This window comes from Streptomyces sp. NPDC030798, from assembly GCF_055572275.1.
Genome location: NZ_JBVIDR010000004.1, coordinates 502,930 through 525,875 on the forward strand (window position 1 = coordinate 502,930; position 22,946 = coordinate 525,875).

General features: G+C 73.0%; 23 protein-coding genes. 8 read left to right on the forward strand and 15 right to left on the reverse strand.

All coding sequences use genetic code 11. The features are described 5' to 3' along the window. Nucleotides 1–92: 92 nt before the first annotated feature. From ACZ404_RS12805 to ACZ404_RS12815, 3 genes are all read left to right on the forward strand, one after another. Entirely contained in the window at nt 93–1,472 is a 1,380-nt protein-coding gene (locus ACZ404_RS12805; protein ID WP_468438935.1) for an 8-oxoguanine deaminase, read from the forward strand. A 193-nt stretch (nt 1,473–1,665) separates the two neighbouring features. Continuing rightward, on the forward strand, nt 1,666–3,063 hold the full coding sequence (locus ACZ404_RS12810; RefSeq protein ID WP_468438937.1) for a nucleobase:cation symporter-2 family protein: 1,398 nt from the start codon (nt 1,666–1,668) through the stop codon (nt 3,061–3,063). Nucleotides 3,064–3,131: 68 nt separating this feature from the next. Next, nucleotides 3,132–3,755, forward strand: coding sequence for a TMEM175 family protein (locus ACZ404_RS12815; RefSeq protein WP_468438939.1), 624 nt, complete (start codon nt 3,132–3,134; stop codon nt 3,753–3,755). Here the strand turns inward: ACZ404_RS12815 and ACZ404_RS12820 are convergent. From ACZ404_RS12820 to ACZ404_RS12845, 6 genes are all read right to left on the reverse strand, one after another. Further along, entirely contained in the window at nt 3,709–4,320 is a 612-nt protein-coding gene (locus ACZ404_RS12820) for a 3'-5' exonuclease (protein ID WP_468438941.1), read from the reverse strand. The two genes, ACZ404_RS12815 and ACZ404_RS12820, sit on opposite strands and share 47 nt — an antisense overlap. Nucleotides 4,321–4,394: 74 nt before the next feature. Continuing rightward, on the reverse strand, nt 4,395–4,817 hold the full coding sequence (locus tag ACZ404_RS12825) for an acyl-CoA thioesterase (protein WP_468438943.1): 423 nt from the start codon (nt 4,815–4,817) through the stop codon (nt 4,395–4,397). 52 nt (nt 4,818–4,869) lie between these two features. Beyond that, nucleotides 4,870–5,493, reverse strand: coding sequence for a hypothetical protein (locus ACZ404_RS12830; RefSeq protein WP_468438945.1), 624 nt, complete (start codon nt 5,491–5,493; stop codon nt 4,870–4,872). 175 nt (nt 5,494–5,668) lie between these two features. Further along, nucleotides 5,669–6,268 carry a histidine phosphatase family protein gene (locus ACZ404_RS12835; RefSeq protein ID WP_468438947.1) on the reverse strand — a complete coding sequence of 200 codons (600 nt, stop codon included), beginning with the start codon at nt 6,266–6,268 and terminating at the stop codon, nt 5,669–5,671. Nucleotides 6,269–6,368: 100 nt separating this feature from the next. Then, a complete protein-coding gene (locus tag ACZ404_RS12840) occupies nt 6,369–7,274 on the reverse strand; it encodes a GNAT family N-acetyltransferase (RefSeq protein WP_468438949.1) in 906 nt (301 codons plus the stop codon). 105 nt (nt 7,275–7,379) lie between these two features. After that, nucleotides 7,380–8,588, reverse strand: a complete 1,209-nt coding sequence (locus ACZ404_RS12845) for a pyridoxal phosphate-dependent aminotransferase (RefSeq protein WP_468438951.1) — start codon at nt 8,586–8,588, stop codon at nt 7,380–7,382. A gap of 81 nt (nt 8,589–8,669) precedes the next feature. Here ACZ404_RS12845 and ACZ404_RS12850 point away from each other — a divergent pair, with 81 nt between their 5' ends. Next, nucleotides 8,670–9,296, forward strand: coding sequence for a winged helix-turn-helix transcriptional regulator (locus ACZ404_RS12850; RefSeq protein WP_468438953.1), 627 nt, complete (start codon nt 8,670–8,672; stop codon nt 9,294–9,296). Between the two features lie 50 nt (nt 9,297–9,346). On the opposite strand, the gene ACZ404_RS12855 is transcribed toward ACZ404_RS12850, so the two are convergent. From ACZ404_RS12855 to ACZ404_RS12865, 3 genes are read right to left on the reverse strand one after another with little or no spacing between them, the layout of a single operon-like run. Next, the gene (locus ACZ404_RS12855) at nt 9,347–10,153 is read right to left on the reverse strand and encodes a hypothetical protein (RefSeq protein WP_468438955.1); all 807 of its coding nucleotides are present in this window, start codon (nt 10,151–10,153) and stop codon (nt 9,347–9,349) included. Then, complete coding sequence (locus ACZ404_RS12860; protein ID WP_468438957.1) at nt 10,153–11,415, reverse strand: VWA domain-containing protein; 1,263 nt, start codon at nt 11,413–11,415, stop codon at nt 10,153–10,155. The genes ACZ404_RS12855 and ACZ404_RS12860 overlap by 1 nt, the downstream gene beginning before the upstream one ends. Before the next feature lie 9 nt (nt 11,416–11,424). Beyond that, complete coding sequence (locus tag ACZ404_RS12865) at nt 11,425–12,939, reverse strand: IucA/IucC family protein (RefSeq protein ID WP_468438959.1); 1,515 nt, start codon at nt 12,937–12,939, stop codon at nt 11,425–11,427. A 161-nt stretch (nt 12,940–13,100) separates the two neighbouring features. On the opposite strand from ACZ404_RS12865, the gene ACZ404_RS12870 reads away from it, so the two are divergent. Continuing rightward, nucleotides 13,101–14,603: an IucA/IucC family protein gene (locus ACZ404_RS12870; protein ID WP_468438961.1), complete on the forward strand. Its 1,503-nt coding sequence runs from the start codon at nt 13,101–13,103 to the stop codon at nt 14,601–14,603. 200 nt (nt 14,604–14,803) lie between these two features. On the opposite strand, the gene ACZ404_RS12875 is transcribed toward ACZ404_RS12870, so the two are convergent. From ACZ404_RS12875 to ACZ404_RS12890, 4 genes are all read right to left on the reverse strand, one after another. Then, nucleotides 14,804–15,376 (reverse strand): MarR family winged helix-turn-helix transcriptional regulator, encoded by a 573-nt coding sequence (locus ACZ404_RS12875; protein WP_468438963.1) that lies wholly within the window; start codon nt 15,374–15,376, stop codon nt 14,804–14,806. 353 nt (nt 15,377–15,729) lie between these two features. Further along, entirely contained in the window at nt 15,730–16,497 is a 768-nt protein-coding gene (locus tag ACZ404_RS12880) for an ABC transporter permease (RefSeq protein WP_468438965.1), read from the reverse strand. Further along, on the reverse strand, nt 16,487–17,473 hold the full coding sequence (locus tag ACZ404_RS12885) for an ATP-binding cassette domain-containing protein (protein ID WP_468438967.1): 987 nt from the start codon (nt 17,471–17,473) through the stop codon (nt 16,487–16,489). Before ACZ404_RS12885 ends, ACZ404_RS12880 begins: the two co-directional genes overlap by 11 nt. Nucleotides 17,474–17,554: 81 nt before the next feature. Continuing rightward, the gene (locus tag ACZ404_RS12890; RefSeq protein ID WP_468438969.1) at nt 17,555–18,439 is read right to left on the reverse strand and encodes a siderophore-interacting protein; all 885 of its coding nucleotides are present in this window, start codon (nt 18,437–18,439) and stop codon (nt 17,555–17,557) included. A 117-nt stretch (nt 18,440–18,556) separates the two neighbouring features. On the opposite strand from ACZ404_RS12890, the gene ACZ404_RS12895 reads away from it, so the two are divergent. The 3 genes from ACZ404_RS12895 to ACZ404_RS12905 all read left to right on the forward strand — a co-directional run bounded on the left by ACZ404_RS12895 (nt 18,557) and on the right by ACZ404_RS12905 (nt 20,449). Then, on the forward strand, nt 18,557–19,393 hold the full coding sequence (locus ACZ404_RS12895; protein WP_468438971.1) for a TetR/AcrR family transcriptional regulator: 837 nt from the start codon (nt 18,557–18,559) through the stop codon (nt 19,391–19,393). Nucleotides 19,394–19,676: 283 nt separating this feature from the next. Next, a complete protein-coding gene (locus ACZ404_RS12900; RefSeq protein WP_468438972.1) occupies nt 19,677–20,219 on the forward strand; it encodes an LmbU family transcriptional regulator in 543 nt (180 codons plus the stop codon). Between the two features lie 35 nt (nt 20,220–20,254). After that, the gene (locus ACZ404_RS12905; protein ID WP_468438974.1) at nt 20,255–20,449 is read left to right on the forward strand and encodes a ferredoxin; all 195 of its coding nucleotides are present in this window, start codon (nt 20,255–20,257) and stop codon (nt 20,447–20,449) included. Nucleotides 20,450–20,530: 81 nt separating this feature from the next. Here ACZ404_RS12905 and ACZ404_RS12910 read toward each other — a convergent pair whose 3' ends face one another. Both ACZ404_RS12910 and ACZ404_RS12915 read right to left on the reverse strand, forming a co-directional pair. Next, a complete protein-coding gene (locus ACZ404_RS12910; RefSeq protein WP_468438976.1) occupies nt 20,531–21,838 on the reverse strand; it encodes a cytochrome P450 family protein in 1,308 nt (435 codons plus the stop codon). A 26-nt stretch (nt 21,839–21,864) separates the two neighbouring features. Beyond that, on the reverse strand, nt 21,865–22,905 hold the full coding sequence (locus ACZ404_RS12915; RefSeq protein WP_468438978.1) for a methyltransferase: 1,041 nt from the start codon (nt 22,903–22,905) through the stop codon (nt 21,865–21,867). Between the last annotated feature and the right edge of the window lie 41 nt (nt 22,906–22,946).

Sequence of the window (22,946 nt, forward strand, 5' to 3'; positions counted from 1 at the left end):
TCCGGGACACCCGATCCCCCGGTCACGGCACTCAACTCCCAGGGTCCTGCCGTGCCCGATCATTTCAGTCCACTGAGCGAAAAGGACGAATCATGGCAGCAGCCCAGCGCATCGTCATCGAGAACGGTGCGATCGCGACGGTCGACGCCGACGGCACCGAGTACGCCTCCGGACACGTGGTGCTCGCCGGCAACCGGATCGAGGCGGTCGGCGCGGGCAAGGCCCCCGAGGGCCTGGACAACGTCGTACGCCGCATCGACGCCACCGGGCACCTCGTGACCCCCGGTCTGATCAACACCCACCACCACTTCTACCAGTGGATCACCCGGGGCCTGGCCACCGACCACAACCTCTTCAACTGGCTCGTCGCGCTCTACCCGACCTGGGCGCGCATCGACGAGCCGATGGTGTACGCGGCGGCCCAGGGCTCGCTCGCCATGATGGCCCGCGGCGGCGTCACCACCGCCATGGACCACCACTACGTCTACCCGCAGGGCTCCGGCGACCTCTCCGGCGCGATCATCCGCGCCGCCCGAGAGACGGGCGTCCGCTTCACCCTGGCCCGCGGCTCCATGGACCGCAGCGAGAAGGACGGCGGCCTGCCCCCGGACTTCGCCGTCGAGACCCTCGAGGGCGCCCTCGCCGCCACCGAGGCCACCGTCAAGGAGCACCACGACGCCTCCTTCGACGCGATGACCCAGGTCGCCGTCGCCCCCTGCTCCCCGTTCTCCGTCTCCACCGAACTCCTGCGCGAGGGCGCCGAGCTGGCCCGCCGTCTCGGCGTACGGCTGCACACCCACGGCTCGGAGACCGTGGAGGAGGAGAAGTTCTGCCACGAGCTGTTCGGCATGGGCCCGACCGACTACTTCGAGTCCACCGGCTGGCTGGGCGAGGACGTGTGGATGGCGCACTGCGTCCACATGAACGACTCCGACATCGCCGCCTTCGCCCGTACGAAGACCGGTGTCGCGCACTGTCCCTCGTCCAACGCCCGGCTGGCGGCGGGCATCGCGCGGGTGCCGGACATGCTCGCCGCCGGCGTGCCCGTGGGCCTCGGCGTCGACGGCACCGCCTCCAACGAGTCCGGCGAACTCCACACCGAGCTGCGCAACGCCCTGCTGATCAACCGGCTCGGCGCGCACCGGGAGGCCGCGCTGAACGCCCGGCAGGCGCTGCGGCTCGGCACCTACGGCGGCGCCCAGGTGCTCGGCCGGGCGGCCGAGACCGGCTCGCTGGAGGCGGGCAAGCTGGCCGACCTGGTGCTGTGGAAGCTGGACACCCTCGCCCACGCCTCCATCGCCGACCCGGTGACCGCGCTGGTCTTCGGCGCGGCCGCCCCCGTCACCGCCTCCTTCGTGGACGGCCGGCAGATCGTCGAGGACGGCCGTCTGCTCACCGTCGACGAGGACGCGATCGCCCGCTCCACGCGGGATCAGGCCCAGCGTCTGGCGCGGATCGCCGCGCAGGGCTGAGCGGCCCGAGAACTCCGGCCGGGAGGGACGGCTCCCGGCCGGTGGCCGTGGACCCGAACAGGGTTTGCGGCGGCCGTCTCCGGGGCGCGCGTCAAGGCGCGCGCCCCGGACGGTCACCGTCCCATGCCCCTCGCGCACCACCTCCCTGAAACCACGTCAGAGCCGACGTGTCCCACCGACCGGAGGAGCCGCCGTGCCCGCCCACCCCGTCGATGCCGACGAGCAGCCGGTCCACCCCGTGGACGAGAAACTCCCCGCACTGAAGATGGCGACCAGCGGCCTGCAGCACGTGGCCGCCATGTACGCGGGCGTCGTCGCCCCGCCCCTGATCGTCGGCGCGGCCGTAGGCCTGTCCGGCACCGACCTCACCTTCCTCACGGGCGCCTGTCTGTTCACGGCCGGCCTCGCCACCTTCCTGCAGACCCTCGGCATCTGGAAGATCGGCGCCCGGCTGCCCTTCGTCAACGGCGTCACCTTCGCCGGGGTCGCCCCGATGACCGCGATCGTCGCCTCCACCAAGGACAGGTCGGACGCGCTGCCGGTCATCTTCGGCGCCGTGATCGTCGCGGGCCTCCTCGGTTTCCTGTTCGCCCCCGTCTTCTGCAAGGCGATCCGCTTCTTCCCGCCCGTCGTCACGGGTACGGTCATCACCCTGATCGGCGTCTCCCTCCTCCCGGTCGCCTTCAACTGGGCCCAGGGCCCGAACCCCGCCGCGCACGACTACGGCTCGCCGACCAACCTCGGCCTCGCGGGCGTCACCCTGCTGCTCGTGCTGCTCCTGCGCCGGTTCACCCGGGGCTTCACCAAGCAGATCGCGGTGCTGCTCGGCCTGGTCGCGGGCACGGTCGTCGCGATCCCGTTCGGCGTCACCGACTTCGGCGCGGTCACCCGGGCGGACGTGGTGGGCTTCCCGGCCCCGTTCCACTTCGGCGCCCCGCAGTTCCACCTCGCCGCGATCCTGTCGATGTGCGTGGTGATGGTGGTGTCGATGACCGAGTCGACCGCCGACATGCTGGCGCTCGGCGAGGTCGTCGAACGCCCCTCGGACGAGCGGACCATCGCGGCCGGCCTGCGCGCCGACACCCTCGGCTCGGCCCTCAGCCCCCTCTTCAACGGCTTCATGTGCAGCGCCTTCGCGCAGAACATCGGCCTGGTCGCGATGACCAGGATCCGCAGCCGGTTCGTCGTCGCCGCCGGCGGCGGCTTCCTGGTGCTGATGGGCCTGTGCCCGATGGCAGCCTCGCTCATCGCCGTCGTACCGCGGCCCGTTCTCGGCGGCGCCGGTGTCGTCCTGTTCGGCTCGGTCGCCGCGAGCGGCGTGCAGACGCTGGTCCGGGCCGGCCTGGAGAAGGACAACAACGTGCTGATCGTGGCCGTCTCCCTAGCCGTCGGCATCATCCCGATCACGGCGCCGGGGTTCTACCACGCCTTCCCCGACACCGCGAAGATCGTCCTGGACTCCGGCATCTCCACCGGCTGCGTCACGGCGGTCCTGCTGAACCTGGTCTTCAACCACCTCGGCCGGGGCGGCGAGGCCGCGGACGTCACCCACCCGATGGAACCGGGCGAGGAACTGGCCCCCGTGCACTGACCCGCCCGGGGCGGGGCGGGTGAGGCAACCGCCCACCCCGCCCCGCCGCATGCGGCAGTCTTGGCCGCATGAACGAGTCCGGCCGTGTGGAGGCCTTCAGCGACGGGGTGTTCGCCATCGCCATCACCCTGCTCGTCCTGGACATCAAGGTGCCCCCGGTCGGCGGGACGGGCGACCTGTGGCGGGCACTGGGCGAGCAGTGGCCGTCGTACGCCGCGTACGTCGTGAGCTTTCTCGTCATCGGCATCATGTGGGTCAACCACCATCAGCTGTTCAGCTTCGTCGCCCGGGTCGACCGGACGCTGATGTTCCTCAACCTGCTGGTGCTGATGGTGGTCGCCGCCGTGCCCTGGCCGACGGCGCTGCTCGCCGAGTATCTGCGCGAGGGGGACCGGGCCTCGCACGCGGCCGCCGCCGTGTACAGCCTGGTGATGGTCGCGATGGCGCTCGCCTTCCAGGGCCTGTGGTGGCACCTCACCCGCACCGGCCACCTCTTCGACGCCCGCGTGGACGTCACGGCCGCCCGGTCCACCCGCGCCCGGTTCGCCCTGGGCACCCTCGGCTATCCCTTGACCGTCGGCCTGGCCTTCGTCTCCGCCCCCCTGACCCTGGCCGCCCACGGCCTGCTCGCCCTCTACTACGGCTTCAACCAACTCCCGGTTCCGACCCACCGGGACCGGGCCACACCATGAGGTTGGCCAGCAGCTCGGCCTGCTCGACGGCGTCGTCCAGCGCGTGGTGCGTATGCCGGCGCCGGGACAGCAGATGCCTCGGCATCGTGCCCTTGGCCACCGCCCGCAACGGCAGCCCGGCCTTGGTGGCGTACAACGTCTTCATGTCCAGGCAGCCCGAGTGCCCGAAGGGGCTCTCCCCGGTGAAGCGGATCAGGTACCAGTACAGGAACGTCCAGTCGTACGACGCCGGGTAGCCGCACATCACCGGCTGGGCACCCGCACTCACCTCGCGGACCCAGGCGCTGAACTCGGCGAGCGCCACGGGTGGTTCGGCGCCGTCGGTCTTCAGTCGGTCACGGTCCAGACCGCTGACCGCCAGCGCCTCCGGCACGAACTCCTCGGAGATGGGACGCAGTTCGCGGTAGAACGTCAGCTCCTCCGGGTCCGCCGGGGTGAAGCCGTGGGCGTCCTGGGTGCCGGCCACGGCGGCGCCGATGCTCAGCATCGAGTAGGGCCCGGGGATGGGGCCGTCGGCCTCGACGTCGACGGAGATGCAGCGGCTGGGCCGGACACGTCGTGACATGGGACCGGAGCATGGCAGCAGTCGCCGCCGCGCGCACCCGAATTCGGGCCGGGACCGGGGCGGCCGGGCGCCGGCTACAGGCCGAACAGGGCCAGGTCCGTCGACAGTTCCCGGAACACCTCCTGGGGCTCGGTGACCAGCCTGCGCTTCTCGAGGTCCAGCATGCCGCCCACCGCGACGACCTCGGCCGCGAGGGTGCCGTCGGTCTTGCGTATCTCCTGCCGGATCCGGAACGTCTTGCCGACGCCCCACTCGAACTCGCAGGTCACGTCGACCTCGTCACCGGCGAGCAGCTCGCGGTGGTAGCGGATCGTCGTCTCCAGCGCCACCGGCCCCACGCCCCGGCCGACGAGCCGCGCCTGGCTCACCCCGGCGGCCTGGAGCAGCGACCAGCGGGCGTGCTCCGCGTAGTTCAGGTACACCGCCTGGTTGAGGTGGCCCTGCACATCGGTCTCGTATCCGCGGACGGTCACGCGCACGGAAAACGGTTCACTCACGACTTCCCCTTCTCGTGTACGACGCACTGATCCCCCGATCCTGACACGGCGTTCACGCGCGGCGCGGCGAAGCGAGCAGATAGCGGATGCGCGTCCGCGGCTCCGTGTACTCCCCGGCCTGCCAGCCCGCCCGCTCCAGCGTGGCCGCGCACGCCCGCAGGGTCTGCCCGTCCGGTCCGTACACGGCGACCGCCTCCGGCTGCGGGGTGGCACGCACCCGGTACCCGTCCCCCTCCGGGCCCTGCGGCCGGTGCCCGGCCGCCTCCAGGGCGAGCGCGGCGGCCCGGACCAGATGCGTGCGCTCCCAGCCGCACGGGCGGTCGGTGGCACCGCCCGGGTTGGTCATCCGGCGCAGCTCCAGCAGCCCCTGCCAGGCGTTGTGCACCTCCCGCAGCCGCGCGGGGCCGGAGGCGGGCACCCCCTCCTCCCCACCGACCCGGGCGGTGAACACCCCGGCGTCCGACGCCGGCTCCTCCGGGTCGGCCTCCGGCGCGGCCTCGCGTATGCGATGCCCCGCCGGCGTGAGGAAGTGGGCGTGCGGCGGCCGCGGGTGCCGGAAGGCGAGCCCCCGCTTCACCAGCGCGGCGAGCTGCGCCTCCGTCCCGCGCAACCGCCCGGTGACCGGATCGGCACCGTCGATGACACGCCGCTGCGCGGCACTGGGCGGTCGGGTCACGGCATGCTCCCTCCGACGTCGTACCTTCCCCGGAACCACCGGACGGGCGGCCCGTTCGAAGACTACGACCCACCTCTGACAACGCCCCACGACCAGCACGACACGAGGCCGCTTCCTCCTCCGCAGGCCCCTGCCCGGACTGCCGAGGCGGTCCCGCCCCCGAGACTCGCCGCCCCTAACCCTCCGCCCGCAAGTTCCACCCCGCCACCACCGGGCGTTCGTGTTCTGTGCCGAGGTGGCAGAGGGTGCCGGTGGTCAGTTGGAAGAGGGCGCCGGCCGACGGGGGCAGGCCGAGTCGGCGGGCGGTGAGGACGCGCAGGAAGTGGCCGTGGGCGACCAGGACCACGACGCCCTCCGTGCGGGCGAGCGCCGCGTCCACCTTGCCGAGCATCCGGTCGGCCCGCGCACCGACCTCCGCCACGCTCTCCCCGGGATGCTCCGGGGGACCCGGCGCCACCCCGTCGTCGAACAGGAACCAGCCGGGCCGGGTGCGCTGGATCTCCACCGTGGTCACGCCCTCGTACCCGCCGTAGTCCCACTCGCGCAGGTCGGCGTCGATCCGGGCCTCGCGGACCCCGATCAGCTCCGCGGTCTCCCGGGCCCGCTGCAGAGGGCTGACGAAGGCGGCGCCGATGCGGTACGACCGGATCAGTGGAACCAGCCGCCGCGCCTCCTCCCGCCCGTGCTCGGTGAGCGGCACGTCCGTCCACCCGGTGTGCCGCCCGGACCGCGACCACTCGGTCTCCCCGTGCCGGACGAGAAGGAGATCACCCACGTCCGCCGTTCCCTTCCTGCCGGGTACGTCAGTGACCGGCAGCGTACGCGACGCAGGCGGCCCGCTCCGGTAGCCGGAAGCCGAACCGCGCGCTGTGCGCTCAGCCGGACCCGGCGTGTTCCTGACCGGCACCGGCTTCCGCCCCGGGGTACGCGAAGTCGTACACGACGAAGTCGGTGATCCGGCGGTATCCGAGACGCTGGTAGAGGGCGTTGCTGGTGGGGTTGGCCGCGTTCGTGTACAGCACGACCTCCTGGGCGCCCGCGGCCAGCGCGGCCCGGGTCACCTCGACCGTCACGGCGCCGGCGTAGCCGCGGCCGCGGAGGTGGGCCGGGGTGTAGACGGGGTCGACCCGGGCCTGGCCGCCGACCGTCGGGTTCACCCCCGCCATGGAGACGGGCGTGCCGTCCGGGGTCTCCCAGAACGTGTAGCGCTTCTCGGCGAAGCGGGTGCCGGCCCAGGTGGCGGCGTCGATGGTGACGGCCTCGCCGACGTCCGCGGCGAACTCACGGCACCAGCGCATGAGGTGCTCGTGGTCCTGCTCGCCCACGACCCGGCCCCGCCCCTCCGGTACCGGCTGCGGCGGGGTGAGCGTGCCGAGCCGGTACAGGTGGAGCCGGACGCGGGGCGTCGGCGTCGCGCCGGTGCGCCGCTGCCAGGCCTCGGCGAAGGCGGTGGCGGTGCTGTGGTCCGCGGTGAGGGAGGGAAGAGGGCGCCCGAGGGCGAGCAGGTGGGCGGCGAGGCCGTCGGCCTGCTCGGGAGTGAGCGGGGTGACGTTCACTCCGCGGGACGGGAAGCGGTAGTAGGTGGCCTGCACCTCGCCCGCCCGCTCCAGCCGGCCGAGGACGGGGAACAGGCCGCCGTACGCGTCCGCCCCGAGCGTGCGCAGTTTCTCGGTCACGGACAGCGGTGTGGTGTGCAGGGCGGGGCGCGAGCGCAGGAAGTCCCCGGCGCGGTCGAGGAAGCAGTCGACGTCTTCGGTGAGGTGCCAGTCGTCCGGAGGCATGCCTCATGATCCCCGATGGGCTCGGCCGCCGGGCGGAGTCCGCGAAACGGGTCGGGCCGGGTCGGCCCCGCGCGCCCCGCCGGACTCCTCCGGTCTGCGAGCCCGCTACTGACGGTATCCGCTCAGGAAGCGGCCGATGCGGCCGATCGCCGCTTCCAGGTCGTCCGCGTGGGGCAGGGTGAGGATGCGGAAGTGGTCGGGGCTGGGCCAGTTGAAGCCGGTTCCCTGGACGACCTGGATCTTCTCGCGGAGAAGGAGGTCCAGGACGAACTTCTCGTCGTCGTGGATCTTGTGCACCTTGGGGTCGAGGCGCGGGAAGGCGTACAGGGCGCCCTTGGGCTTCACGCAGGAGACGCCGGGGATCTCGTTCAGCCGCTCCCAGGCCACGTTGCGCTGCTCGTGCAGCCGGCCGCCGGGGCTGGTCAGGTCGCTGATGGACTGGCGCCCGCCGAGCGCGGCCTGGATGGCGTACTGGGCGGGCGCGTTGGCGCACAGCCGCATGGAGGCCAGCATGGTCAGGCCCTCCAGGTAGTCCTTCGCGTGCTGCTTCGGCCCCGTCACCACCAGCCAGCCCGAGCGGAAGCCCGCCACGCGGTAGGTCTTGGACAGGCCGCAGAAGGTGAGCACGACCAGGTCGGGGGCGAGCGCGGCGGTCGAGTGGTGAACGGCGTCGTCGTAGAGGATCTGGTCGTAGATCTCGTCGGCGAAGACCATCAGGCCGTGCCGGCGGGCGAGGTCGAGGATGCCCTCCAGGACCTCCTTCGGGTAGACGGCGCCCGTGGGGTTGTTCGGGTTGATGATCACCACCGCCTTGGTGCGGTCCGTGATCTTCGACGCCAGGTCGGCCAGGTCCGGGGTCCAGTCGGCCTGTTCGTCGCACAGGTAGTGCACCGCCTTGCCGCCCGCCAGTGTCGTCACGGCTGTCCAGAGCGGGAAGTCCGGGGCGGGGATGAGGATTTCGTCGCCGTCCTCGACCAGCGCCTGTACGGCCATGGAGACCAGCTCCGAGACGCCGTTGCCGAGGAAGACGTCGTCGACCCCGACCTCCAGGCCCAGCGTCTGGTAGCGCTGGGCGACCGCACGCCGGGCGGAGAGGATGCCGCGCGAGTCCGTGTAGCCGTGCGCCCGCGGCAGCATCCGGATCATGTCCTGGAGGATCTCCTCCGGCGCCTCGAAGCCGAACAGCGCGGGGTTGCCGGTGTTCAGGCGCAGCACGCTGTGGCCCGCCTCCTCCAGCGCGTTGGCGTGCTCGATCACCGGGCCGCGGATCTCGTAACAGACCTCGCTGAGCTTGTTCGACTGCCGGAACTCCATGCGCCCCTCCGGAAACTCGTGTTGCTTGGTTTTACCAAGTGGGAGCTTGGAAAGTCCAACAACCCGTCTAGACTGCGTCGCATGTCACCTCGCCGAAGCTACGACCAGTACTGCTCCGTCGCCCGCGCGCTCGATGCCGTCGGGGACCGCTGGACCCTGCTGATCGTCCGGGAGTTGCTGGCCGGCCCGCGCCGCTACACGGACCTGCACGCGGACCTGCCGGGCGTGAGCACGGACGTACTCGCCTCACGGCTGAAGGACATGGAACGCGACGGCCTCGCCACCCGCCGCCGGCTGCCGCCCCCCGGCGCCGCCTACGTCTACGAACTCACTCCCCGCGGACGTGGGTTGCTGCCCGTACTGCAGGCGCTCGGGCGGTGGGGCGAGGGGGACCTGGAGGAGCGGCGGCCCACCGACGCCGTGCGCGCCCACTGGTTCGCGCTGCCCGTGCTGCGGGGCCTGGAGGGCGAAGGGCTCGTCGAAGTCCAGCTGGACGAAGGGGACTTCCACCTGTACGTCGGCGCGGAGGACGGACCGGTGTACGGCGACGGTCCCGCGCCCCGCGAGGCCGACGCGCGGCTCGTCATGGACGCCGAGACGTGCGCGGCCCTCGCCCGGGGCGAGACCGGCCTGCCGGACGCCGTCCGCGCCGGACGGGTCACCGTGACCGGCGGGGGCACCCTCGCCAAGGCCCTCCGGGAGGGCTGAGACAGCAGAAGGCCCGCCCCGCGGGCGGGCCTTTTGGGTGCGTGATGTCGTCAGACGTTCGGCGGTACCCGGGACGGCCGCCCCGAGCCGCGCGTCAGCGCGTATCCACCGATCCCCGCCAGCGCCGCCAGCACACCACCGATCGCGGTCCACACCCACCGGTCGGACCACCAGCCGGAGGACCAGCCGTCGTCCGGCTCGATGCTCGACAGCACCGCCGACTTCGTGTCCGAACCGTCCTTCTCCGCCTCCGACTTGGCCGCGATCCCGGGCACGAGCGGCTTCGCCAGCGAGCCGTCCACGGCCGCCGCGCCGCCGATGTCCTTGGAGTCGACGCGCAGCTCGGCGCTCACCGGCAGGCCGAGGCCGGAGGAGGCGAGGTCCACCACCGTGAGCCGGACGTAGTACGTGCCCGGCAGCGGATCGTTGGCCCACGGCTCCGACCAGGCGCGCACGGTGCGCAGCACACAGGCCAGCTCGACGGTGGACGTCCCCTGCTCGGCGGTGCGGGTGGCCGCGCCGTACTGGCAGGACTGGCGGCGCCGCAGACCGTCGTACACGTCGATCTGCCAGGTCTGCGCGCCGTGCGTCTGCGGCAGCTTCACCGTCGCCCTGACGGTCGGGCGCTGTCCGGCGTCGGCCGGGAACGACCAGTACAGGTAGTCCCCGGTGGAGCCGGACGCGGTGGCCTCCTGCCCCTGCTCGATCTCCGTCGCCGTACGGAAGGAGGTGCCCGCCTGAGTGGGCGCCCCGCCGTCGGACGAGGCGCTCGGGGAGGGGGAGGAGTCGGCGGCCGCCGGCCCGGCGGCCAGGCCGAGCGCCAGCAGGGCGGTGCTCAACACTCGTGTGACACGCATCAGTTCGTCCTCCAGACCGCGACCCGCCAGCGCGACAGCCAGCCCCACACCAGACCGGCCAGGAAGCCGGTCAGCACCAGCGCGCCCAGCAGCCACCAGCCGCGCCCGAGGCCGAAGGAGGCCACGTCGCTCGCCCGGTCCGGGCCGTCCACGACGTCGACCGTCAGCTCCAGCGGCAGACCAGGTGTCGTCTTGACGCCGGCCGCGGCCGAGAAGGAGTTGGTGACCTGCAGACACACCGTCTCGGCGGGGGCGTTCTCGTCGTCGCTCTCCGGCCGCGGGTAGCGCAGGCCCGTGGAGATCACGTCCGTACGGCCGGTGCCCGCCGCCTCGCCGCGCACGATCTCCCGGCCGTGCACGGTCACCGCCCGCAGCAGCACTCCGTAGTCGGGGTGCACGGCCCGGTCGTCCGCCACGGACACCGAGGCGCGCAGCTCCTGGCCGGGGTCGACGTCCACCTTGTACCAGCGCTGCCGGCCGAACTCCGCACGGTCGGTGTACAGCCCGGACTTCAGGGACGGCGCCTTCGCGCATTCCGTCGCGCCCTCGGTGGCCACCGGCGTCACCACCGGATCGGCGGCCCGGTCCACCAACTGGCCGACGCGGTCCGACAGTTCCTCCTTGTGCCGGACGTCGGTGTAGGTGCCTCCGGTCGCGTCCGCGATACAGCTGAGCTGCTCGCGGGTCTTGGCGTCGGGCACCAGGCCGAGGGTGTCGATGGTCAGCCCGATGCCCTGGGCGGCTATCTCGCGGGCCACCTCGCACGGGTCGAGCGGCTGGCAGGTGTCCTCGCCGTCGCTGATCAGGACGATGCGGCGGGTGCCGTCGCCGCCCTTCAGGTCGTCCGCCGCCTTCAGCAGCGCGGGACCGATCGGCGTCCAGCCGGTCGGGGCCAGCGTCGCCACCGCGGTCTTCGCCTCCGTCCGGTTCAGCGGGCCGACCGGGTACAGCTGCGCGGTGTCCTTGCAGCCCTCCTTGCGGTCGTTGCCGCGGTAGTTGGCGCCGAGGGTGCGGATGCCGAGCCGCACCTCCTCCGGGGTGGCGTCGAGCACCTCGTTGAACGCCTGCTTCGCCGCGGCCATCCGGGAGCCGCCGTCGATGTCCCGTGTGCGCATGGAACCGCTGACGTCCAGCACGAGCTCGACCTTGGGAGCCGCCTGCTCCGTCTCGTCGGCGACAGCTCCGCCGGGGAACGCGATCCCGGCTGCCAGGGCGGCGAGCAGGGCACAGACGCCCGCCGCCAGCCGTTGTCTTCTGATCATCGGCGGATCCTATTGATCTACGGCGCCGGGTTCCAAAACGAGCGGGTTGGGCAGCGCGGTCCACTGGTCGCCGGGGATGTCCGGGGACAGCCGCATCAGCGTCAACGCCTTGGCGGGCACCGGGCCTTCGCGCAGCGCCACGAGGTCGGCGGTGCGGGGCAGGTCCGCCAGCGCGGCCGACAGCGCCGCGCCCAGCGCCGGCCCCGAGCCCGCCGTACCGGCGAGTGCGCCCGCCACCAGGGAGCCGAACAGCTTGCGTCGCAGGGCGGTCGGGTCGTCCGTGACCAGACGTCCCGTCAGGCCCCGCGCCGTGATGCCGTGCCGGGCCAGACGCGCGGGGCTGATCCGGACGTCCGCCAGGTCGCGGTAGACGAGGCGGCACGGCGTGCCGTCGGCGGCCAGGATCACCAGCAGGTTCTGGCCATGGGCCTCCAGCGCCACCCCCAGGTCCAGCAGGCGCAGCCCGACCGTCAGGGCCAGCCTGGCGAACGCGGTGAGCCAGCCGGGCGAGTCCGGCAGGCCGGTGCCGGCCAGCGCGGCCACCGGCAGCACCCGCTCGCCCGGACCCGCGTACACCTCGGGCGACTCCCGCAGCAGCGCGGCCAGGTCGGGCGAGTGGGCGGTGACCGCGCCCAGGGTGCGGGTCACGTGCAGCAGGCCGTCCGTGCGCGCGGCCAGGTCCACGGCGAGGGACGTGAGCGCCGCCGATGCCTCGATGGAGTACACCGAGATGTCCCGCACCGACGAGGTCAGCCGGGCGCTCAGCGCCGTCTTCACATGCGGGCCGCCGGGCAGGGCCAGGGTGCGCAGGGACATCAGCGGGTGCGCCCGCCGCCACGGGTCGTACGACCGCTTGAGCACGTGGGCCGCCTGCCAGGGGTGCACCGGCACCCGCAGCCGGCCCGGCGCGCTGAGTTCCTCCGGCCACCGACCGGACACCAGGCACTCCCCGGCCGGTACCGCGACCGTGCCCAGCTCCACCACCGGCCGGTGCTCCGGACCGTACGCGAGCTGGTCGGCGACCGAGAAACCGGGGCGCGCACGGCAGCCGGGGTGGAACGGGTGCCCGTCCACCACCCGCTGCTCCCACTCCCAGTCCCGCCCGGGCCACTCCTTCGGGTGATCCGCGCCGGCCCGGGACAGCGCCAACGACGCCGTGCTGTGGTCGAGTTCGGCCGCGAAGCCCGCCGCGTGCGGCACCGCCAGGTCGGTCATCAGGCGCGCCGGATCGTCGTGGCGCTCGCGGTCCAGACGGACGGCGGTGACCTGGGCGCCGGTCGCGTACGGGTCCGCGTGCGGGCCGTGCAGCGTCCTGCCGTCGGCCAGCCGCAGGGCGACGCCGTACGACCCCCGGACCCTGCCGGTCACCCACGGCAGCGGCTCATGGACGAACGCCCGCCACAGCCGGGTCAGCACCGCCGCGCGGGCGCCCGGCAGCTCCGCCCGGTACCGGGGCAGCAGTCCCGGCCGTACGGCGGCCAGCTCCTCGGCGAGCTCGGCCTCGGCGGTGGGGGAGTGGGACACGGTCGGCTCCTCGGATCCGGACGGCTGGTCGGCCACGTCACGACACGGTCCTCGACGACGACGAACCGGATCGGCAGACCGGATCGGACGGCGACGACACACCTGACGACAGACATACTGATCGCGTTCGGTCCCGTTGACGAAGGACTGACGAAGGACGAATGGATCGCGTGGACCTCAAGCCTCCCGCCGACGCCGTCGGACAGCGCGCCGACGCGTACGCGGCCGCCCCCCTCCTCAACTGCCTGCTGCGCGAGGTGGCCGAGCCACTCCCCGATTCCGGCGAGCGCAGGGTCTACCGGCTGCCCGGCACCGGCCGCCTGCTGCGCGTGCGCCCCGGCCGGCGCCCTGCCGAACCCGAGCTGCGCACCGCCGGCGTCTGGCACCGCCTCGACCACCCGGAGCTGGTCAAACTGGTCGCCGAGGAACTGCGCCGGCACACCGGGCTGCCCGGCGGCGACCTGCCCACCGAGATGACCGACAGCCGGGACGCGGTCGCCGCGCTGCTCACCGCCCGCGCCCGGGCGACCCCGCCCGCGGACCCCTATCTGCGCTCCGAGCAGTCCCTGATCACCGGCCACCCCCACCATCCGGCCCCGAAGGCCCGCGGCGGCGGCCCGGTCGCCTCCTGGCTGCCCTATGCCCCGGAGGCCCACGCGCACTTCCCGCTGGTGCTGCTCGGTGTCCGCGAGGACCAGGTCGCCGAGGAGGGCGACACCCGCGCGCTCGACGCCCTCGCGACCGCCCCGCCCGGCTACCGGCTGCTGCCCGCCCACCCCTGGCAGCTCGGTCTCGTCGCCCGTGAGCTCGCCCCCGCCTTCGCCGACGGCCGCCTCCTCCGGCTCGGCACCACCGCCTTCGACGCCTGGCCCACGGCGGCCGTCCGCACCCTCTACGAACCCCGGCGCGACCTGTTCCTGAAGTTCAGCCTGGACGTCCGCATCACCAACGACATCCGCCGGCTGTGGCGCCACGACCTGCTCCGGCTGCGCCGCACCGACACCGCCGCCGGCCGTGCCTTCGCCGCGCTGGGCCCGCCCGCGGCCTGGCTGAGCGACCGCGGCTACCGCACCGCCGCCTTCGCCTTCGAGGAACTCGCCGTCCTCGTCCGGGACGGGCTGCGCGGCCACCTCCTGCCCGGCGCGACCCCGCTGCTCGCCGCCGGGCTCGCCGAGGGCTTCGAGGGCAGCCCGGCGGCCGCCGCGGCCGACCCGGAGGGGTGGTGGGAGGCGTACCTGCGGCAGGTCGTCCCGCCCGCCCTCACCGCCTTCCACGACCAGGGGCTGGTCCTCGAGGCCCATCTGCAGAACACCCTGGTGGCCGTGGACCCGGCCGGTACGCCCGTCCAGGCGCTGTTCCGCGACGCCGAGGGCGCCAAGCTGCTCGGGGACGTCACCCGCGCCGCCGGCTGGGAGCGACTGGTGTACTGCCTGGTCGTCAACCACCTCACCGAGATCGCCGGCGCCCTCGCCGAGCACCACCCCGGCCTCGACCCCTGGCCCGCGGCCCGTCGCGAACTGGCCCGCCACCCGCTCCCGGAGATCCCCGCGCTCCTCGCCTCGCCCACCCTCCCCGGCAAGACGAACCTCCTCCTGCGCTGGACCGGCGCGGACGGCGCCGCCGCCCGCTACCTGCCCCTGCCCAACCCCCTGCGCGCGCCATGACGCGGCGGCCGCGGACGCCGGGTCGCCCCCGCACCGGACAGGGTGGCGTGCGCGCCGCCGTCGGCGGCCGGACGCCGGCCGGACACGGACGCCTCGCGCGGCAGGCGCAGCCCGGCCTCGCCTTTCGCGTCCCCTGACCGGCCGGCGGCCCTTCTTTCCCTGTCCGTCACGCGCCCGACGCCACTGCTTGGGGGCGGGGGTCAGTTCCGGGCGCGGCGGCCGCTGCGGCGGGGTGCGGGCTCGGCGCCGTTCAGCAGGTTCTGCCGCCGATCCTCGCCGTGCTCCTCGACCTGGAGCACGACGCTGCGCAGCGCCTCGGCGAGGCTGCGGCACTCGGCGTCGGTGAGCCGGGCGGTGACGAAGGCCTCCTCGTCGTTGAACGCCGGGAACACCCGCTGCATGAATTCCTCGCCCTCGTCGGTGAGGCTGAGCAGCACCAGCCGCCCGTCGCTCGGATGGCCCGCGCGGCGCAGCAGGCCCCGGTTCTCCAGGGTGCGCGCGACGCCGGTCAGGGTGCCCTTGGAGATGCCCGCCTCCTCCGCCACGTGCCGGGTCTCCGACTCGCCCCACACCCAGACCACCCAGAGCACGACGAAAGCCGTCCAGGTCAGGTCGGACTCGCGCAGCACGGAGTTCTCCAGGTGCTGGCGCACCGCGGCGGCGGCCCGGTAGATGTTCGCCACGGCCGCCATCTGGTCCCGGCGGACCGGGAAGCCGCCCAGCTTCGCCGCGGCGAGCTTCTCGGCTTCGGTGATCGATCGATGGCCGGGCATGGCGGCTCCTTCGTCTGGACGCGGCGGGACGTCTGCTCGTTCGGAGCCGAATTGTAGGGAGCCGCAGGCGGCACCGGGGCGGCCCGGGGCCGTGGATCTCCCGGGTCTGCCGGATATTGCGGATCGCCGGAGCTGCGGGGGCCGCGGGCCGGCCTCCTCGACCCGCCCGAGATCACCGAGGCGCAGGTGGACCTGAGGTCGTCGACGGCCGGGTGGTCCGCGAACGCTGAGCCGGAGCCCCGGGATGCGTGGTCATCCCTCTCCTCGCATCGGGGGCACCGGCACAGACGGGTGGGCTCCCCCTCCGGGGGACGAGGGGGAGCCCGGTCCGGTGGGACGGCGCTGCGGCGCCGTCAGGCGTTCTCCTTCTGGAAGGTCCGGGTGCCCCACAGCAGGGCGAGCCCGGCCATGAGCAACAGTACGAGGGAGCCGGTCAGCAGCCCCGTCGCGCTCATGTCCCCCCGGAACGCGGCGCGTTCGGCGTCGACCACATGGGTCAGCGGGTTGATCCGGGCCAGCTGGTAGAGCCAGCCGGGGGCCAGCTCCCGGGTGACCGGCAGCAGCACGCCGGACAGCAGGAGGAGCGGCAGCAGCACGGCGTTCATCAGCGAGGGGAACGCGGCCTCGCTCTTGAGGACCATCGCCAGCGCGTACGACCCCGAGGACAGCGTGATGGCCAGGACCGCGGCGATCACCAGGCTGAGCAGCATGCCGGTCACCGGGGCGTCGAGGCCGAAGACCAGCAGGGTCACCAGCACGATCAGCGCGGACTGCGCGGTGGCCTGCACGGCCTGCGCGAGGACCTTGCCGAACAGCAGCGCCGACCGGCTGGCCGGGGTGCCGCGGAAGCGGTCGACCACGCCGACCCGGTACTCGGTGAGCAGCCCCACGCCGGCGAAGGAGCCGCTGAACAGCGCCGTCTGCACGATGAGGGCCGGGGTGAGCACCTCCCAGGCGTCGCCGGGCGGGAAGCCGGGGGTGTGGTCGACCACGGTCACCATGAGCGGGCCGAAGAGGAACAGATACAGCAGCGGCTGCATGATCCCGATGATCAGCCAGGTCGGATTGCGCAGCGACAGCCTCATGTCCCGCAGGAAGATCAGCCGGGTGTCACGCAGCACGGACGGCCTCCCTCGCCTCGGGCGCGGCCTCGCCGTCGCGCAGGGAGCGCCCGGTCAGGCCGAGGAACACGTCGTCCAGGGTGGGCCGGTTGACCTTGACGGAGGCCATGGCGATCCCGTTCCCGTCGAGAGTGCGCAGCAGCTCCGGCAGGGCCGCGTCGCCGCGCGGCACCCGGAAGCGCACGGTGTCGGCGGTGACGGTCACCTCGTGCGCGCCGGACAGCCGTTCGGCCAGGCCGGCCGCCTCGGCGGCCCGGCCCGCGGCGACCTCGACGGTGACCGCGTCACCGGCGACCCGGGCCTTGAGCTCGTCCGGGGTGCCCTCGGCGACGATCGTGCCGTGGTCGGTGACGAGGATCCGGTCGCACAGGGCGTCGGCCTCGTCGAGGTAGTGGGTGGTGAGGAAGACGGTCATGTTCTGCTCGGCGCGCATCCGGCGCACGTGCTCCCACAGATTGGCCCGGCTCTGCGGGTCCAGGCCGGTGGTGGGTTCGTCCAGGAAGACCAGCGCCGGCTCGTGGACCAGCCCGAGCGCGATGTCCAGCCGGCGGCGCTGGCCGCCGGAGAGGGTCTTGGCGGGACGCTGGTCCAGGCCGGCCAGGTCGAGCCGCTCCGCCAGCGCCGCGCCGCGCCGCCGCGCCTCGGCCCGGGACAGGCCGTACAGCCGGGCCTGCAGTTCGATCTCCTCCGCCACCCTGGACTCCGGCCAGGTGGAGCCGCCCTGGGCGACGTAGCCGATCCGGCGCCGGACGCCCTGAGGGTCGTTCAGCAGATCGCAGCCGGCCACGGTGCCGGTTCCGCCGGTGGGGCGCAGCAGGGTGGTCAGCATGCGTAACGTGGTGGTCTTCCCCGCCCCGTTGGGGCCGAGGAACCCGACCAGTTCCCCGGCCGCCACGTCGATGTCGACACCCTTCACGGCGTCGACGGTGCGCCCCCGCAGGGTGAACCGGCGGGCGAGACCTCGCACTGTGATCATGGGATCCCTCTCTCGTGCCGGCCGCTGTCCGGCCGGGTCACGGTGGCGCCCGGACGGGTGGCGGACTCCGGCCGCGGTTCGTCAGGAGTGGTCGTCGGCGGCGGCCTGGTACTCGGCGAGCCGCTCCTGCGCCTCGGCCATGTCCTCGGCGGTCGGGGCGTCGTCCTGGGTCAGCTTGAACCGCCAGTAGCCGCTGAAGTCGATCGACTTCTTGTCCAGCCCGCGTTCGTCCACCAGGTGCCGGCGCAGCGCCCGCACCGTGCCCGACTCGCCGGCCAGCCAGACGAAGGGGCGCCCCTCGGGGAACTCGGCCGCGCGGACGGCGTCGGCCAGCACGTCGCTGCGGCCGGCCGGGACGCCGTCGCGGTACAGCCAGTGCAGGGTGACGTCGCCGGCCGTCTCGAAGGTCTGCTGTTCGGCGCCGTCGGCGATCTCCAGGTAGGCCACCGCGCGGGTCCCCTCCGGCAGGGCCTCCAGCAGGGTGCCGATGGCGGGCAGCGCCGTCTCGTCGCCGACCAGCAGCAGCCAGTCGGCGCCGTTGATCGAATCCGTCAGGGAGACGGGCCGGGCGTAGACCGCCGACGGGCCGACCATGCCGATCCGGTCGCCGGGCTTGGCGGAGCCGGCCCAGCGGGTGGCGGGGCCGGTGTCGCCGTGCAGGACGAAGTCGATCTCGACGGTGCTGGTTCCGGGGAGGCGCCGGCGGAGGGTGAAGCTGCGCATCCACGGCCGCTCCTCCTCCGGAATGGCCAAAAACGCCTGGTACCAGCTCGTCGCGTCGTCGGACTGCTCGGGCAGGACGGGCTCCTGCTGGCCGGGCCGGGGGAAGCAGAGCTTCAGCTGCTGGTCGGGGCTGCGGCCGACGGAGTCGTCGAGACGGTCGGCCTCGAACGTCACGCGGGCCATCCGGGGGGTGACCTGCGTGACGTCGATGACCTGGAGGAACGAGACAGGGAGCTCTGCCATGGAAAACCTTCCGAGAACGTCGGCATCCCGGGGGGGTGGGCCGGTTTCCACCTGGTATCTTTACACCGTAAAGAGATGCCTCGGGTGAGGTTACTTTATGTAGTAAGGAGATGCAAGGTGGTTGTTTTTGCCGGACAGGGCGACGCCCGCCGCTCCATGGCTCTGCTCTGGCGGTCGGCCGATTCCCCGGACATCAGGACCGGCCCCGGGCCCAAGCCCGGACTCGACGTCGACACGATCGTCGACGCGGGGGTCGAGGTGGCCGACGAGCAGGGCATGGCGGCCCTGTCCATGCGGGCGGTCGGGGCGCGGCTGCGGCGCACCGCCATGGCGCTCTACACCTACGTGCCGAGCAAGAGCGAACTGGTCGACCTCATGCACGACCGGGTGCTGGCCGAACTGCCCACCGACTACGACACGGACGCCGGGTGGCGCCCGGCGATCACGGCCTGGGCCGACGACGTCTGGGCGTTCTATCTGCGCCACCCCTGGGTGCTGCAGGTCTCCCAGGCCCGGCCCGTGCTCGGGCCGGGCGAATACGCCCAGCTCGAGACGGTGGTGCGGATCCTCGGCGGCGTCGGCCTGGACCCGCTGCGGCTGCGGCGCGTGATCGCCGTGCTGTTCCAGTTCGTCCGGGGCATGGCCCGGGTCGCCGCGGAACACCGGCAGGCGGCGCCGGAGACCGGGGTGTCCGACGAGGAGTGGTGGGCGGAGCGGTCCGCTCTGCTCACCGAGGTGGCGCCCGACTTCGCCGAGCGCTTCCCCGCGCTCGCGGAGCTGGAGTCGCGGGCGACCCCCACCGCCGTCGCCGATGCCGAGAAGGACGCGGGCGGCGCGGAGTCGTACATGGAGCGCGAGGCGGCGGAGGCGTTCCGGGTCGGGCTCGAGGTGATCCTCGACGGCGTCGAGGCCGCGGTGAAGCCGGTACCCGACCGGCCGGCGAAAGCAACCTGACAGGGAGTCGTATCGATGGAAAAGGTTTCCGCCGCAATCGTTCACACCCCGGCCGGAAGTGTTCATTGACGGCATCTGTGGCCGTGATCTACGGTTTTTAGCAGCTTGCCAGCTTGATGACTCAAGCAGCGACGACTGGTGCGAGATGCGTCAGTGCCTCAATCCCAGGAGAAAGCCGTTGCAGCAAATCGCCAAGCACGACCAGCAAAACCGTCAATTACCGGTCGGCCGCAGGGCGGGGGACGGGGCGCTCCCCCGCCGGACGGCCGGCCAGGACCGGATCATGACCACCCGCGTCGGCCTCAAGCTCCCGGCCACCCTCCCGTACGACCGGTGGGAGAAGGCCGGACTGCACATCTTCCAGATCGCCGACTCCTCCGCCTGGTGCCTGGGCGACTGGCTCGTCTACGGCCAGGAGCGCTACGCCGACCGCTACCAGACCGGCGTGCGGGCCGCCGGCCTCGACTACCAGACCCTGCGCAACTACGCGTGGGTGGCCCGGCACTTCGAGCTCTGGCGCCGGCGTGAGACCCTGAGCTTCGGCCATCACGCCGAGGTCGCCTCCCTGCCCCCCACCGAGGCCGACACCTGGCTCGACCGGGCCGAGCGGCACGGCTGGTCCAGGAACGAGCTCAGACTCCACCTGCGGGAGAGCCGCAGGGGGAACCGGACCGCGCCGCCCGCGCGCGCCGGCCTGCCCCGGATCAGCGTTCCCAGCGACCGCGTCGAGCGCTGGCGCGAGGCCGCGTCGAAGGGCGACCGGGACTTCGAGGAGTGGATACTGCTCACCCTCGACCGTGCCGCAGCCCGCGAACTCGGCCCCTGACGGTCCGACCGCCGAGCACCGAAGAGGGCCCTTCCATGCAGATCCGTATCGACCACCGCACCTGTATCGGCTCGGGGCAGTGCGCCCTGACCGCACCCGACGTGTTCACCCAGGACGACGACGGCTACTCCACGCTGATGCCCGGAGCGGCCGAGGCGGCGACCCGGCGGCAGGCCACCCAGGCCGCGCTGTCCTGTCCCGTCCAGGCCATCGCCGTCACCGACGGCTGACCGGCCCGGCAGCCGGCCACCCCCCAGGGCTGAGGGCCCCACGGCGGACACCGTGGGGCCCTCAGTGCTGTGCCGGGACCCTCACGGCCGCAGCCGCAGCCGCAGCGCGTTCAGCCGCCAACTGCCCGGAAGCCGGGCCCGGTCCAGCTCCGGATCACCCGCGAGGGCCAGGTCCGGGTAGCGCGCCAGCAGCCCGCCGAACGCCACCTCGGCCTCCTGGCGGGCCAGGGTCGCGCCCAGGCAGTAGTGGATGCCATGGCCGAAACCGACGTGGTTCTCCGCCTGCCCCTCCTGATGGCGCGTGACGTCCAGCCGGTCCGGGTCCGGGTAGTGCCGGGGGTCGAAGTTGGCCGACACCAGCACCGGTTGGACCGCGTCACCGCGGGCGACGGGCACACCCGCGAGCCGCAGGTCCTCGGTGGCGTACCGCAGCCGCGCCACCTGCACCGACCCGCACCAGCGCATCAGCTCGTGCACCGCGCGCGGCAGCAGCCCCGGGTCCCCGCGCAGCAGCGCGAGCTGGTCGGGGTGGGTGAGCAGGGCGGCGGTGCCGTTGCCGATCAGGTGCGCGCTCGTCTCGTGGCCGGCCAGCACCAGGGTGAGCACCATGGTGACCGTCTCGGTGTCGCTGAGCCGCCCGCCGTCGTGGTCCTGCGCCCGGATCAGCTCGCTCAGCAGATCGTCCCGCGGCGCGGCGCGCCGCTGTGCGACCAGCTTGTGGCAGTACTCGATCATCACCGGGAAGGAGTGCCGCAGCCGCTCCGGGCGCATCGACACCAGGTCGCCACCCCACTCCCGCCACTGGTCGAGATCGGCCGCCGGGATGCCGACGAGCTCGCAGATCACCCTGATCGACAGCGGATAGGCGAAGTGCTCCAGCAGATCGACGGCGCCGTCCTCCTCCCGTCCCGGCAGCCCGGCCAGCAGCCGCTCCGCGGTCCGCTCGATGCCGGGCCGCAGCGCCAGGATCCGGCGCGCCGCGAACGCCCGGGTCACCAGACGGCGCAGCCTGGGATGGTCCGGCGGGTCGCTGTCCAGAATCGAACCGAGCAGATAGACCCGCAGATGCTCGGGCACCTGGAGGAGCTCCATCATGCCCTCGCGCGGATCCGCGCCGCCCTGACCGGGCACGTGGGAGGGGGTGTTGACGAACCGAGGGTCACGCAGCACCGCGCGGACGTCGTCGTACCGGGTCACGAACCACACCGGAGTGCCGTCGACGAATCTGCCGCGCACCACCGGTCCCTGTTCGCGCAGCCGCCCGTAGCCGGCGAAGGGGTCCGCCAGCAGATCCGGGTCCATCATGTGCGGGTCGTGCGGGTCGTGCGGACCGGCGGGGCACGCGGCGCCGGTGCCGGTCGGACGGGCGTCGGGGGACGTGAGGGACATGGCCGGCTCCGCTTCTCGCTGGGGCGTCACTTGACCGCGCTGATCACGCCGTGCGGCGTCCACCGTCCGCCCGGCAGCCGCTCGGACTTCACGAAGCCGGCCGCGGCGAACCACTCCTCGTACTGACCCCACCGGTAGATGGTGCTGCTCGCGGCGGGCAGCGTCGCGAAGTACACGTTGTCGAGCGCCGCGTACAGCGGGCCGTCGCCGCTGTCGTCGGACATGGCGTTGAACACCAGCACCCGCCCGCCGTCCGGCAGCGCCGCGTGGGCCCTGCGCAGCAGCCGCACGTTCTCCTCCGGCGACCAGATCACCAACTGGTTGGCGAACAGCACGCAGTCGTGCCCCGGCGGATAGGCGTCGGCGAAGATGTCGGCGGCCCGCACCGAGATCCGGTCGGCCAGGCCGTTCTCGGCGATCCGGCGGCGGGCGATCTCGACGGTGCCCGGCAGGTCCAGCACCGTGAACTCCACGCCGGGGTTCGCCCGGGCGAGCGCGATGGCGTTGACCCCGTCGCCACCGCCCACGTCGAGCACCCGGCGCACCCCGGTCAGGTCGGCCTTCTCCACCAGGACCGGGTTGGACAGCCGGGACCAGGACCGCATGCAGCGGTAGAAGAGCTGCTCGAGCTCCGGGTCCGCGGACAGCCGGTGGTACAGGTCAGGACCCGTCCCCTTGATCCGTCGCAGGCCGACGTTGGTGTTCTGGCGCAAGGACTCGGTGAAGTCGACCTCGGCGGGGCGGACGATCCGCTCCTCGTACTCGATCAGATCCTCGATGATCTCCCACGTTCCGTCACTGAACAGCCCGTCGAGCACCTCGGCATTGTGACAGCCGTCGTCCTGGCGGTACGTCAGCCCGAGGGCGGTGGTGCCCAGGAGCAGGATCTGCACCGGACGCTCGGCCAGGCCGAGTTCCCGCCCGACCTCCTGCGGGGTCAGCCCGGGCCGCCGGTGCAGCAGGGCGAACAGGCCGAGGTTGCGGCCCGCGTTGAGCATCTGGAAGGCCGAGGAGCCGAACAGGATCCGGACCAGTCCGTCGGTGGTGAGCGGGGACGCGTCTGCCATGAGCACTCCGTATCGCGGGGGTCGGGTGGGGCGGTGAAAGG